This is a genomic window from Paraburkholderia sp. A3BS-1L (assembly GCF_051125215.1).
In the GTDB taxonomy this organism is placed as follows: domain Bacteria; phylum Pseudomonadota; class Gammaproteobacteria; order Burkholderiales; family Burkholderiaceae; genus Paraburkholderia.
Genome location: NZ_CP120443.1, coordinates 344,706 through 357,542 on the forward strand (window position 1 = coordinate 344,706; position 12,837 = coordinate 357,542).

Genomic DNA, 12,837 nt, shown 5'->3' on the forward strand with positions numbered 1-12,837 from the left:
GCGGCGTTCTAAGCGGCCCGGCGCGCCGCCTCCAGATTTGCATCGAGCTGGCGCGCGAGGCCGTAAAGCATGCCGAGCGCCGGCGCGGCCACCCCCGCGCGCTGCGCGAGTTCATAGGGCGCGCCCAGCAGCGCCTCCACTTCGAGCGTGCGGCCGGCTTCCACGTCTTGCAGCATGGAAGTCTTGAACGCGCCCAGCTTGCGCGTGATGGCATTGCGCTCGTCGATGCTCATGGCAAGGCCGATGCCGAACGCCTCGCCTATCGCGCGGGCTTCGGCCATGACTGCTTTCACGAGGCTCACGGTCAGCGGGTCGTCGAGGATCACGTCGGCGCTCGAACGCGTGAGCGCGCTGATGGGGTTCATCGTCATGTTGCCCCAGAGCTTGGCCCAGATTTCATGCTGGATCTGCCCGGTGGCCTGGACTTCGAAGCCCGCTTGCACGAGCAGCGCGCACGCTTCGTTGGCGTGCGCCGGCGTGCGCTGCGAAGCGCCGCCCACGATCAGCAGATTGCCACGGCCCTTGCGGATCACGCCGGGTCCCGCAATCGACGACGAGAGATGCACGACGCAGCCCGATGCTTGCGCGGGCGGCAGCGCCGCCGACACTGCGCCGCCCGGATCGACGGATTCGAGGTGACGGTCGCGGCCCGCGCCGTGGGCGCCGCCGAACTCGGCGAGGAACCACCACGGCACGCCGTTCATCGCGGAGACGATATGCGTGTGCGGTCCAACGAGCGGCACCAGCGAGGCGGCGGCCTGCACCAGCGCCTGGCCCTTGAGGCAGACGAACACGATGTCCTGCGCGCCGAGCGCGGCGGCGTTGTCGGTGGCGTTCACGCGGGCCGTGTAGCGCGAATCTTCCTCGAGTATCGTGAGGCCGTCGCGGCGGATGGCTTCGAGATGCGCGCCGCGCGCGAGCACGTTGATCTGTGCGCGGTTATCCGCGCGCGCGAGCCGTGCCGCAATGAGGCCGCCGATCGCGCCGGCGCCAACTACCGTGATGGTGCGTTGTGGGGCATTCACGGCTTACTCCTTGTATGAAGGGTCGATGCGCTCCACGCGCCGGATCAGCGCCGCGAGCACGTTCTCGCCTGCGCCATGCGCGGGCGAGAACTGCAGCGCGTCGCGCGTGGAGCGCGCGGTGATGGCCGGGTCGATGGGAATGGTCTGGCCGCGCATCGAGTCGGTGACGCACTGGATCTCGCACGCGCGGTTGAGCGTCCAGAGCAGCACGAACGCGTGCGCGAGGCTCGTGCCATGCGCGAGCAGGCCGTGATTGCGCAGGATCAGCAGGCGGCGGTCGCCCATCGATTTCAACAGCCGCGGCTTTTCTTCGTCGTGCACGGTGATGCCTTCGAAGTCGTGATAAGCCACCATGCCGTGCAACTGCGCCGAATAGAAGTTCGTGTATGCGAGGCCGCTTTCCATGCACGCGACGGCGAGGCCGGCCGTGGTGTGCGTGTGCATCACGCAATGCGCGTCGTCCACATGGGCGTGAATCGCGCTGTGGATCACGAAGCCGGCCGGGTTGATCGGATACTCGCCGGTGCTCAGGATCTGGCCGTCCAGATCGACCTTCACGAGGTTCGACGCCTTGATCTCGTCATACGCGAGGCCGAACGGATTGATCAGGAAATGCTTCGCAGGACCAGGCACGCGCAGCGTGATGTGATTGAAGACCAGCTCGGTCCAGCCCAGCAGGTGGAATACGCGGTAGGTGGCCGCGAGCTTCACGCGTGCGGCCCATTCCTGCGGCTCGCACCAGTCGGGGCGAGCGGCTTCGTCGGGGGTTGCGCTCATGGGGCGTCTCCGTTTTGAGTTGGCGCGACGGCAACGATATCAGACGAAATGGAAGCCGATGCCGCCAAGCGGCCCGTAGTCGGCATGGAAGGTGTCGCCCGCGCGCGCGGTAATGGGCGCGGTGAACGAGCCGCTCAGGATTACGTCGCCGGCTTCGAGGCGCTCGTCGTGGCGCGCGATCCGGTTCGCGAGCCAGGCCACGCCGGTGGCCGGATGATTGAGCACGGCGGCGGCCAGTCCGCTCTCCTCGACTGCGCCGTTCTTGTAGAGCAGCGCGCCCACCCAGCGCAGGTCGACGTCGAGCGGCTTCACCGGGCGGCCGCCCAGCACCACGCCCGCGTTCGCGGCGAAGTCCGAGATCGTGTCGAACACCTTGCGCGGCGCCTTCGTTTCGCGGTCGAACTGCTCGATGCGCGCGTCGATGATCTCGATCGCGGGCGTGACATAAGCGGTGGCATCGAGCACGTCGAATAACGTGACGTGCGGCCCTTGCAGCGCACGGCCCAGCACGAACGCGAGCTCCACTTCCACGCGCGGCACGATGAAGCGCGCAGCAGGAATGTCGCTGCCGGTCTCGATGAACATGCTGTCGAGCAGCGGCGCATAATCGGGCTCGTCGATTTGTGAGGCGCGCTGCATCGCGCGCGACGTGAGGCCGATTTTGCGGCCCTTGATCATGTGGCCCGCCGCGAGCTTGAGCTTGACCCATTCGCGCTGGATCGCGTAGCCGTCGTCGATCGTCATCGACGGATGGGCGCGTGAGAAGTGGCGCAACTGCGTGCGCGTGCGTTCGGCTTCGTCGAGCTGCGCGGCCAGCTCGCGAATGCGTTGCGGATCCAGCATATCTATTCCCGATGGTTGCGATGCAAGCGCTCAGGTCTTGAGCCGGGCATGCAGGTTGTTGTGCTTCCATGCGCCTTCTTCGCCGAACTCGACGATTTCCAGCGAAAGCGCGAGCCCGTGCGCGGCGAACGCTACGGCAAAGTGCTGCTTGATGGCTTCGAAGAGCGCATCGCCGGTGGCGCGGCGTACCTCGGGCGCGCGGCCCGCGCCGATCTTCAGGCAGCCGTGCAGGAAGGCGTTGTGCGGATCACCATCGGCGACGAAGTACTGCTCGCAGCGCAGTGCGCGCGTGCGGATGCCGCCACGCGGGTACACGCGTGCGCCGCTCGCGTCGCGTTGCGAGTCGAGCACGTGTGCGAGCGTGGCGCACAGTTCGCCGATGTTTGCTTCATCGGCGAGATTGGCGCTGTATTCAAGGGTGAGATGCGGCACGAGATGCTCCTTCGAAATTCAGGCGGGCAGCGGCGTGACCGGAAAAACCGCGTTGATCTGCCCGGTGCCGGAACTGCCGAAATACGGCGTGACGACTTCGGCGCGGCCTGCGTAGCGGTCCCAGCCGAGCGCACCCAGCAGCATTGCGGTGTCGTGCATGCCGCCTTCGCCCCAGCATTTTTCGGCGTAGAGCGGCAGCATTCCGCAAAAGGTGGTCCAGTCGCCGCGTTCCCAGAGCGAGACCACATGGCGGTCCGTGGCTTCGAGGAACGGGTCCCAGACCTTGTGCATGAACTGCTCGGCCGTGCCGTTGTTCGCGAAATGGTGGCTCAGCGATCCGCTCGCGAGAATCGCGACGGTGCCGTCGTAGCGTTCCTCGATGGCCCGGCGCACCGCGAGGCCGAAGCGCGCGCTCGTGGCGAGGTCGTGCCACATGCACCAGCCCGCGACGGACACCGTTTTGAAGTGCTGGTCGGCGTTCATGTAGCGCATCGGCACGAGCGTGCCGTATTCGAGGTCCAGCGTGGTCTCGCTGTGCGCGCGGCTCTTTACGCCCAATTCATTGGCGACATCGGCAAGCAGGTGGCCGAGCGCGGGATTGCCCGGGTACGCGTATGGCATGTTCTTGATGAAATGCGGCAGCTCGTTGCTCGTGTAATTGCCTTCGAAACGCGGCGCGCAGTTGATGTGATATTCGCTGTTCACGAGCCAGTGCACGTCGAAAACGACGACCGTGTCAACGCCGAGCTCGCGGCAGCGCCGGCCGATTTCGCGGTGGCCGTCGATGGCCGCCTGGCGGCAGCCCTTGTGCGGCCCGTCGAGCTCGGAGAGGTACATCGACGGCACGTGGGTGATCTTGGCGGCCAGCGCGAGTTTGCCCATTGCGGCTTCCCTATTTAAACGCCCCAGCGCGGAATGGGATGCGAGCCCATCGACACGCACACATTTTTCGGTTCGAGAAACACTTCGTAGCTCCAGGTGCCGCCCTCGCGGCCCACGCCGGAAGCCTTCGAGCCGCCGAACGGCTGGCGCAGATCGCGCACGTTCTGGCTGTTCACGAAGCACATGCCAGCTTCGACAGCGGCGGCCACGCGCAGCGCGCGCCCCGTGTTCTCGGTCCACACGTAGCTCGACAGGCCATAGGCGATGTCGTTCGAGAGGCGAATGGCATCGGCTTCGTCGTCGAACGGAATCAGGCATGCAACCGGCCCGAAGATCTCTTCCTGCGCGATGCGCATGCGGTTATCGACATCGACGAACACCGTGGGCTGCACGAAATTGCCCTGTTTCAGGGCATCGGGCAGTGCGAGCGCATCGAGCCCGCCGCACGCGAGCGTTGCGCCTTCCTTCGGCCCGAGCTCGATATAGCTGCGCACCTTGGCGAGATGGCCCTGGCTGATCATCGGGCCGACCACGGTATTTTCGTCGAGCGGATCGCCCACCGCGATGCGCTTCGCGCGCTCGACGAAGCGCGCGGCGAACTGCGCGTAGATCGAGCGCTGCACGAGAATGCGCGAGCCCGCCGTGCAGCGTTCGCCGTTGTTCGAGAAGATCATGAACACGGCGGCGTCGAGCGCGCGCTCGAAATCGGCGTCATCGAAGATCACGAACGGCGACTTGCCGCCCAGCTCCATCGAAAACTTCTTGAGGCCCGCGGTCTGCACGATACGGTTGCCGGTAGCCGTCGATCCCGTGAACGAAACGGCGCGCACGCCGGGGTGCGCGACGAGCGGCTCGCCCGTTTCCTTGCCGAAGCCGTGCACGACGTTAAGCACGCCTGATGGAATGCCAGATTCGAGCGCAAGCTGGCCGAGCATGGCGGCTGTGAGCGGCGAAAGCTCGCTCATCTTGAGCACGGCGGTGTTGCCGAACGCGAGGCAGGGCGCGACCTTCCACGTGGCCGTCATGAACGGCACGTTCCAGGGCGAGATGAGCGCGCATACGCCCACGGGATGAAACAGCGTGTAGTTCAGGTGCGTGCTGGTGGGGTAGGTATGGCCGTCCACCGCCGTGCACATTTCGGCGAAGTAGGTGAAGTTGTCGGCGGCGCGCGGCACGAGCTGCTTGCCCGTTTGCGAAATAGTCTGTCCGGTGTCCTGCGTTTCCGTTTGCGCGATCTCGGGCACGTTCTTCGCAATCAGCTCACCCAGTTTGCGCACGCATTTCGCGCGCTCCGCCGCCGGCTTTGCGGCCCACGCAGGAAAGGCATTTTTTGCGGCGCGCACGGCAAGGTCGATTTCCTCCGCGCCGCCGCGCGCGACTTCCGCGAGCACCTGCTGGTTCGCGGGATTCACGGTCTCGAAATAGTCGCGCCCCGCATGGGCGCGGCCGTCGATCAGGTGTTCGATGCGCATGGGGTTCTCGCTTACTGCGTGGAAGCGCGGCCGAACTCGGCGTCGGACGCGATCGTATTGACAAGACGGCCGAGGCCGTCGATTTCGCAAATCACTTCGTCGCCGGCATTCACGTTGACGACGCCTTCGGGCGTGCCCGTGAGAATCACGTCGCCGGGCGCGAGCGTCATGAAGCCGCTCAAATACTCAATCAGCTCGGCGATGCCGGTGACGAGGTCGCGCGTGTTGCCGCGCTGCTTCAATTCGCCGTTCACGTACGTGCGCAGTTCGAGCGCGTTGATGTCGGCGATATCGGCGGCATCGACGAACCATGGCCCGAGCACGGTGCCGCCGTCGCGATTTTTCACGCGCAGGTTCGGGCGATAGTAGTTCTCCAGATAATCGCGGATCGCGTAATCGTTGGCGATGGTGTAGCCGGCGACGTGCTGCATCGCGTCTTCGCACTTCACGTCCTGCGCCGTGCGGCCGATCACCACTGCGAGCTCGCATTCGTAGTGCATGAAGGCGACATCGGCGGGGCGGCGCGTGACGCCGCGATGCCCGATCACGCTGCCCGGCCCCTTGAGGAACACGAGCGGCTCGTCCTGCTTCGTGAATTGCAGCTCTTTGGCGTGCTCGGCGTAGTTCAGGCCCAGCGCGAAGATCGTGCCTGGCTCGAACGGCGCGAGCCAGACCACTTCATGCTCATCACGCACGCGGCCATCGGCCAGGCGCACGCGCGCATTTTCCAGCGGACCTTCGGGTCTCGCTTCGTGGATGGCGCCTGCGTAGGCAACGCGTCCTCGCATCATGCTGCGGCTCCTTGCGCCGAAGTTGGCGCCGCAGTTGGCACAATGAATTCGATGGCAAGGGCGGGCCAGTCCGCAATGGAAATGGTTGCGCGCGCACCGGAATACACGACGGGCGCGCCGTGCGGCACGCCGAGCGTGAGCACGTCGCCAGGCGAGAGCGTCATGAAATCGGTGACGTCCGCGAGCAATCGCGCGACGCCGCGCACGCAGGTGGACGTATTTGCGCTGAAGCGCGGCGTGCCCTCGACGTCGACGTGGATCGCGAGCCGGTCCGGATCGGCGACATGCCTGCGCGCCTGCACCGTCGGGCCGATCACGCAGAAGCCGTCGCGAGCGCGAAAGCGCACGGACGGGCGATAGACGCTCTCGTGCGGCACACTGAGGTCGGCGACCAGCGCATAGCCCGCGATGTAATCGAGCGCTTCGCCCGGCGCGACGCGCGTGGCGGTCCGGCCGATCACGATGCCCAGCGACGCGCCAACCTGCACGCCTTGCGCGTCCGGCACGCTCACGCGCGCGCCATGGCCGGCGAGGGTATTGCGCGGCTTGAGATAGAGGATGGGCGCGCGAGGCGGCGCCTTGTAGGGCGCGGCGTTCATGGCGTCGCCCAGGGCTTCCAGCGCGGCGCTGTCGTTGAGCAGCGTGCCGTACACGGCGCCGGGAATGGGGGCGCGGCAGCGGGCGCCACCGGCCAGCAGCGCGCGCGCCGCACTTGTGCTCACGTCGCGCGGCAGCGCCTCGCCTTCGAGATGCAGCAGGTGGTCGGCCAGTGAAAACATGTCGTGACTCGTGTTCCCGGAAATACTAATATGTAAGTAAGTCTGCGCTTGCTATGATCGAGCGTCAACCATCGACGAAGATTTCGCGGGTTTCCCCTGGAATGAAGTGAACCAAGCCACCATGTCCGATTCCTCCCGCATGTCCACGCGCGTCGCGCACCGCAATCTGCCCATGCTGCTGCTGCGCGCGCGCGAAAAGATGATGGAGCGCTTTCGTCCGTTGATCACGGCGCATGGGCTCACGGAGCAGCAGTGGCGCGTGATTCGCGCGCTCAACGAGAGCGGGCCGCTGGAGCCGCGTCAGATCTCCGATTTGTGCACGATTTCGAGCCCGAGCATGGCGGGCGTGCTTGCGCGCATGGAGGCGCTGGGCCTCGTGACGAAGGAGCGCTTTGCCGACGACCAGCGGCGCGTGCTCGTGAAGCTCACGAAGAAGAGCCACCAGCTCGTGAAGGCGATTTCGAAGGATCTGGAGGCGCGCTACAAGACGCTGGAAGCGGAGGTGGGGACGGAGGTCGTGGGGCGTGTATATCGGGCCATCGACGATTTGCTGGCCGGGCTCGAGTGAATGCGCGCGCGGCGCCTGACAATGCTCTAGCGCCGGCTCTGAAAAGGTGTGCGCTCAGCCGAGCGCCGCGAACGCCGCATCGAGTTCGGCCGCTGCGCCAGGGCGCACCACGCGCGCGACTTCTGCGCCGTCGCGCAGGAAGATCAGCGTGGGCCACAGCTTCACGCGAAACGATCGGCCGAGTGGGCGGCCCGGACCGTCTTCCACCTTGATGCGACGCACGCCCGGGTGCTTCGCGAACGCATCGCCAATCACGGGCTGCGCGCCCTGGCAATACCCGCACCAGTCGGTGCCGAATTCGAGCACGGCGAGACCGCTCAGCGCATCGATTTCCTGGCGGGCCGGGGCTTTGGTGGCGTAGCTCATTGGATCTCCTTTCAAGTCGACGTCATACGATACCGCAGGCGGCCACCGCGCGCTGGCGGCGCCGCATGGCGCCGTGCGCCGCTCAGGCGAGCGCGCGCGTGGCAATCGTCGCGGTCGACTCGATGCGCTCGATGAGCCAGCCATCGTCGCCATGCGCGGCGGCGATGGCGTCGATTTCGGCGAGCAGCGTGTCGAGCTGATCGCCGAGGCGCTCGCGCGCGAGGCTCGACATCGAGAGCGGGCGCGCCTTCAACTGCTCCGCGCTCACGCGCCGGTACTCGATCACCGAAATGCGCTCGATGGCGGCGAACGCCGAGCGCGCGAGCACGTCGGTGTGACTCTCCCAGTTCGGCGAGCGGCGCATTTCGCGCGCGGGATCGGTATTGGCGTAACGGTCGAGCAGGTCACGATAGTGCGCGGCCCAGGGGCGCTGCGGGTCGTCGAGATGCGTGGTGTTGAAGAGCGTGACGGCGCCCCGCTCGCCGAGGATCGCGTCGAGCCGCGCGAGCGTGTCCACGCGATCCATCCAGTGAAACGCGCGCCCGATCACCGCCAGATCGAAGGTGCCGAGTGCGGGCGAGAGCTCAAACGAACTGCCGCGGCGGTACTCGATGTTCGGCGCAATGCCCGCGCCGAGTTGCGCCGCGACTTCGAGCATGGCGGGCTCGGGGTCAATCGCCACGGCGCTGCTCACCCAGCTTGCGAAGGCGAGCGAGAGCTGGCCGGGGCCGCAGCCGAGGTCGAGCAGGCGCTGCGTGCCGTCCAGGCCGGCGCGCTGCGCGACGCGGCGAATCAGTGCCGGCGAGTACGCTGGGCGGCCGCTCAGGTAATGCGGCGCGGCGTTGTGAAAGCGTTCGGGAATGAAGGGCGTGACCGGGTTCATGGGCTCTTGGATGATCGGGTTCGCGGCGGACTCGCTCAGTCTGGGGATGTGCGAGGGGCGCGTCAAGGCGAACGAGCATGCGTTTGCCGCAAAGGTGAGTGTTTTCAGGAGTGAGCGAAACGCTGCGCGCGAGCGCACCGTCCAGGTTCCGTGCGCGTCGTGTTTCCATCATGTCCCCACAGAGAAAGTGCCATGAAACAAGGGGGAATGTGCAACGAAGCGCCGGATACGCGGGTGTGTCGCCTGGCGTTGCCGAGCGCTGAAACCCGCGCTCGAATGCGTCTCCATTGCACAAGGGTGAGCGTTTCCGGGATGTTCCGGAAGCCGGCTCGCACGCAACCGGCTTGCCAGGAAACTTGCCGGGAAGCGATCGAACCGGCGCTTGTTTTCAGGGCTTTTCTTGACGCTCGCCATGAGCCTTGGCAAGCGTGAGCGGCGCACGCACCGGCAGGATGGGCACAAAGGTGAGAAGATTCGGGACCCGCCCGCGGCGCTGCCAGGCCGCCAGGCAACCCCGGCGGCGGCCAATGGACGACTGCTTGCGATGGGTATATAACAGCAGTGCGGGATTTTTTTTCCACGAAGTACCAGCAAGGGGAAACGGTTCATCATGACGAGCGACGACACGCAAAAGGATGACGCTCAAGCGGCAGGCGGCGACGCGCAGAAGCACGATCTGGAGAATCTCAACGCGGCGTTGTCGCACGTCGACGAAGGGGTGAAGAGCGGCAGCATCGCGAGGGGCGCGGCCAAGGGCCTCCTCTTCAGCCTGATCGAGACGCTGGGCGCGCTGGTGGGCGACCCTGACCTGCCCGAACATGCACGCTCGGGCTATGAAGGCTTGCTTGAAGCGGCGCGCGAGCTGCGCGTGAAGCTGGAGCGCTGAGTAACCCAGGCGCTACGCAAAACCGCGCGGGCGGCGTGTGCAACGTACACGCCGCCCGCGCTTCGCTTTGAGGTTTCAAGATTCAAGGTTCGGCGAGCAACGCGGCGGCCAGCCCGTGCGGCGCCTCGCCGATCCGCAATGCCGGCGTGCCGTGCCAGTCCGCGCAACGTTGCAGCGCGCGCCGCAGATCGCTCACGAGACGGCCGCTCACGCGCACGCCCGGCTCCAGATGCAGCGACTTCAACTCGAATACCGCCTGGGCGCGATGCGCCTTCGCATCGGCGCGGCCGATCAGTTTACCGCGGCTCAAGATAGGCAGTACGAAGTAACCGTATTTGCGCTTGTGCGCGGGCAGATAGCATTCGATTGCGTAATCGAAGCCGAATAACGCCGTCGCGCGCTTGCGCTCCCATACGACCGGATCGAAAGGTGAGAGCAGCGTGGTGGCCGTCGAGGCCAGCGCGCCGCTCGCGGCGTCGTCGATGAGCGGCGCGAAATCGCGATGCACGAACGCATCGTGCTTCCAGTCTTCCACGCGCACGGGCACGAGTTCGCCCGCGTCGGCGAGCGCGTGCAGCGCCTCGGCATACGGGCGGCGGGGCAGGCGGTAGTAGTCGGCGGCCCAGTCGGTGCGGATCACGCCCAGCGCCTGGCAGGTGCGCAGCAGCAGCGTGCGCTCGGCGTCGGCGCGCGCGGGCAGATCGCGCGCGTCGCTCCAGTCGGGCAGCACGCGCTCGGTCACGTCGTAGACGCGCTGAAAATTACGGCGCTTGGCCACCATCAGCGCGCCGGTCGCGAACAGCACCTCCAGATGGCGCTTCTCGGGCTTCCAGTCCCACCAGCCGCTGCCTTTTTCTCCTTTTTCTCTCGCGAAGTCGGCAGAGCGCACGGGACCGTTCGCGCGGATGCGTTCGAGCAGCGCATCGATCTCGCGGCGATGCTTCGCATGCCATTCGGCCGGATATTTCCAGCCCATGCCCGACGGGTCGAGCATGCGATGGCGCAGCAGGCCGTAGTCCTCGATCGGCACGAAGCAGGCCTCGTGGGACCAGTATTCGAAGAGCCGGCCTTCGGCGAGATGCGCGTCGAGCCAGCGCGTGTCGTAAGGGCCGATGCGGCTGAACAGCACGAAATACGGACTGCGCGCGACCACGTGAATCGTGTCGATTTGCAGTTGCGCCATGCGGCGGATGGCGGCGAGCACGTCGTCCGCGGTGGCCTTGCGGCGCGGCGGCGCGAGCAGCCCTTGGGCCGCGAGATGGAGCGTGCGCGCCGCGGCGAGCGGCAGCGTCACGGTGGTGCGAGATGGTTGCGCGCTGGCCTCGGCTGCGATGTCGAGCGCCGCCTCGTCACGCATGCAGGCCCGCCATCGCGGCCATGGCCGCGGGCGTCACGGTCGCGCGCGGCACGCTGGCTTCGCTCAGCCACTGGTGAATCTGCGCGACCACGGCGGCGCCTTCGCCCACCGCCGCCGCAACGCGCTTGGTCGAGCCGGCGCGCGCATCGCCGATCGCGTAGATGCCGTCGACCGAGGTGGCGAGGCTGCACGAGGTGTCGTTGGCGCCGGTGAGCACGAAACCGTTCATGTCGAGCGCCACGCCGCATGCGTGCAGCCAGCCGGTGTTGGGGTCCGCGCCCGTGAAGAGGAACAGATGGCGTGCGTCGATGCGCTCCGCGCCCGACACAGGGCACGGCGCTTTCAGGCGGATGGCCGCGAGCCCCGCCTCGTCGTCCTCCAGCGCGCCGACCTCGCACGATGGATGCACGGTGACGTTGGGCAGCGAGGCGATGCGGTCGATCAGATAGCGCGACATCGTCGATTCGAAGCCGGACTTGCGGATCAGCACGTCGATATGGCGCGCGTGCGAGGACAGATAGACGATCGCCTGGCCCGCCGAGTTGCCGCCGCCCACCAGCACGACGTTCTCGTGCTTGCAGAGCTTCGCCTCGACCGGCGAGGCCCAGTAATAGACGCCGCGCCCCGTGTAGCGGTCGAGCCCGTCGATCGCGGGCTGCCGGTACTTCGCGCCGCTCGCGATCACGACGGTGCGCGCACGCACGTTGCCGCTGCAGGTTTCGAGGCGGCGCGGCGCTTCGTTGCAATAGAGCTTGCGCACCATGACCGGGATGGCCACATGGGCGCCGAACTTCTGCGCCTGCACGAACGCGCGGCCCGCGAGCGCCTGGCCCGAGATGCCGGTGGGAAAGCCGAGGTAGTTCTCGATGCGCGAGCTGGCGCCCGCCTGGCCGCCGGGCGCGCGCGCGTCGAGCACGATCACCGAAAGGCCTTCGGAGGCCGCGTACACCGCGGTCGCGAGGCCTGCCGGGCCGGCGCCCACCACGGCCACGTCGTAGACGCGCTCGCCGTCGAGGTCGGGCAGCAGGCCGAGGCAGGTGGCGAGCTCGGGCGAGGCGGGATGGCGCAGCACCGTGCCGTCCGGGCAGATCACGAGCGGCAGGTCCTCGGCGCGCGCCGCGAAGCGCTCGATCACGCAGAGCATGCTGCTTTCGTCGCGCTCGTCGAACACCGAGTACGGATGGCCGTTGCGCGAGAGAAAGCCCTGAAGCGAGAGCATGCTGGGGTCGTCGTGCTTGCCGACCAGAATCGGGCCGCCCGCGCCTTTCTCGATCAGCGCGACGCGCCGCAGGATTAGCGCCCGCACGATGCGCTCGCCGAGCTCGGCTTCGGCGACGATGGCCGCGCGCAAGCGCTCGGGAGCAATCAGCAGCGCCTCGACAGGCTCGAGCGCCAGGCCGTCCACCAGCGACGGACCGCCGGAGAGCTGGCCCACTTCGGCGAGGAAGCTGCCGGCCCCATGCTCGTTGATGATCCGCTCGCGTCCAAGCCCATCGCGCTGCAACACCTTCACGTGGCCGGACAGCAGCACGAACATGCCTGGGCCAGTCGTGCCGGTCTGGAACAGCAACTCGCCCGGCGCCCAGTGACGCCGCTCGCCGAAGCGCGAGAGCCGCGCGATCTCCTCGTCGGAGAGGATGGGGAACATCTGGTGGCGCCGCGTGGAGAGCGTCGAGAAGGGCGCCTCGGCGGGTTGCGGCCGCGTGTCGGAAAACGTGGAGTTCGAGGCCTCGCGCAGAGGCATCGCGGATGCGTCGGTTGCAATAGCGCCCATCA

Annotated in this window: 14 protein-coding genes; 2 read left to right on the forward strand and 12 right to left on the reverse strand. The window is 66.9% G+C overall.

Annotation, left to right across the window (positions count from 1 at the left end):
- Nucleotides 1–8: 8 nt before the first annotated feature.
- Genes P5W99_RS16775 through P5W99_RS16810 form a run of 8 tightly spaced genes read right to left on the reverse strand, consistent with a single transcriptional unit; the run spans nucleotide 9 to nucleotide 7,001 of the window.
- On the reverse strand, nucleotides 9–1,025 hold the full coding sequence (locus P5W99_RS16775; RefSeq protein ID WP_421026324.1) for a 2-dehydropantoate 2-reductase: 1,017 nt from the start codon (nucleotides 1,023–1,025) through the stop codon (nucleotides 9–11).
- 3 nt (nucleotides 1,026–1,028) lie between these two features.
- Entirely contained in the window at nucleotides 1,029–1,802 is a 774-nt protein-coding gene (locus P5W99_RS16780; protein ID WP_421026325.1) for a class II aldolase/adducin family protein, read from the reverse strand.
- A gap of 39 nt (nucleotides 1,803–1,841) precedes the next feature.
- A complete protein-coding gene (gene hpaH / locus P5W99_RS16785; protein WP_421026326.1) occupies nucleotides 1,842–2,645 on the reverse strand; it encodes a 2-oxo-hept-4-ene-1,7-dioate hydratase in 804 nt (267 codons plus the stop codon).
- A gap of 30 nt (nucleotides 2,646–2,675) precedes the next feature.
- A complete protein-coding gene (locus P5W99_RS16790; RefSeq protein WP_421026327.1) occupies nucleotides 2,676–3,077 on the reverse strand; it encodes a 5-carboxymethyl-2-hydroxymuconate Delta-isomerase in 402 nt (133 codons plus the stop codon).
- Between the two features lie 18 nt (nucleotides 3,078–3,095).
- Entirely contained in the window at nucleotides 3,096–3,959 is an 864-nt protein-coding gene (gene hpaD, locus P5W99_RS16795) for a 3,4-dihydroxyphenylacetate 2,3-dioxygenase (RefSeq protein WP_421026328.1), read from the reverse strand.
- Between the two features lie 14 nt (nucleotides 3,960–3,973).
- A complete protein-coding gene (hpaE, locus tag P5W99_RS16800; protein WP_421026329.1) occupies nucleotides 3,974–5,431 on the reverse strand; it encodes a 5-carboxymethyl-2-hydroxymuconate semialdehyde dehydrogenase in 1,458 nt (485 codons plus the stop codon).
- 11 nt (nucleotides 5,432–5,442) lie between these two features.
- Nucleotides 5,443–6,222 (reverse strand): fumarylacetoacetate hydrolase family protein, encoded by a 780-nt coding sequence (locus P5W99_RS16805; protein ID WP_421026330.1) that lies wholly within the window; start codon nucleotides 6,220–6,222, stop codon nucleotides 5,443–5,445.
- Nucleotides 6,219–7,001, reverse strand: a complete 783-nt coding sequence (locus tag P5W99_RS16810) for a fumarylacetoacetate hydrolase family protein (protein WP_434663926.1) — start codon at nucleotides 6,999–7,001, stop codon at nucleotides 6,219–6,221. The genes P5W99_RS16805 and P5W99_RS16810 overlap by 4 nt, the downstream gene beginning before the upstream one ends.
- Before the next feature lie 172 nt (nucleotides 7,002–7,173).
- Here P5W99_RS16810 and hpaR point away from each other — a divergent pair, with 172 nt between their 5' ends.
- Nucleotides 7,174–7,569 carry a homoprotocatechuate degradation operon regulator HpaR gene (gene hpaR, locus P5W99_RS16815; protein WP_421027049.1) on the forward strand — a complete coding sequence of 132 codons (396 nt, stop codon included), beginning with the start codon at nucleotides 7,174–7,176 and terminating at the stop codon, nucleotides 7,567–7,569.
- A gap of 54 nt (nucleotides 7,570–7,623) precedes the next feature.
- Here the strand turns inward: hpaR and P5W99_RS16820 are convergent, their stop codons facing one another.
- The gene (locus P5W99_RS16820) at nucleotides 7,624–7,935 is read right to left on the reverse strand and encodes a thioredoxin family protein (protein WP_421026332.1); all 312 of its coding nucleotides are present in this window, start codon (nucleotides 7,933–7,935) and stop codon (nucleotides 7,624–7,626) included.
- A gap of 82 nt (nucleotides 7,936–8,017) precedes the next feature.
- The gene (locus P5W99_RS16825) at nucleotides 8,018–8,818 is read right to left on the reverse strand and encodes a class I SAM-dependent methyltransferase (protein ID WP_421026333.1); all 801 of its coding nucleotides are present in this window, start codon (nucleotides 8,816–8,818) and stop codon (nucleotides 8,018–8,020) included.
- A 610-nt stretch (nucleotides 8,819–9,428) separates the two neighbouring features.
- Here P5W99_RS16825 and P5W99_RS16830 point away from each other — a divergent pair.
- The gene (locus P5W99_RS16830) at nucleotides 9,429–9,704 is read left to right on the forward strand and encodes a hypothetical protein (RefSeq protein ID WP_421026334.1); all 276 of its coding nucleotides are present in this window, start codon (nucleotides 9,429–9,431) and stop codon (nucleotides 9,702–9,704) included.
- A gap of 82 nt (nucleotides 9,705–9,786) precedes the next feature.
- Here the strand turns inward: P5W99_RS16830 and P5W99_RS16835 are convergent, their stop codons facing one another.
- Nucleotides 9,787–11,061 carry a winged helix-turn-helix domain-containing protein gene (locus P5W99_RS16835; protein ID WP_421026335.1) on the reverse strand — a complete coding sequence of 425 codons (1,275 nt, stop codon included), beginning with the start codon at nucleotides 11,059–11,061 and terminating at the stop codon, nucleotides 9,787–9,789.
- On the reverse strand, nucleotides 11,054–12,805 hold the full coding sequence (locus P5W99_RS16840; protein WP_434664492.1) for an FAD-dependent oxidoreductase: 1,752 nt from the start codon (nucleotides 12,803–12,805) through the stop codon (nucleotides 11,054–11,056). The genes P5W99_RS16835 and P5W99_RS16840 overlap by 8 nt, the downstream gene beginning before the upstream one ends.
- Nucleotides 12,806–12,837 lie beyond the last annotated feature (32 nt).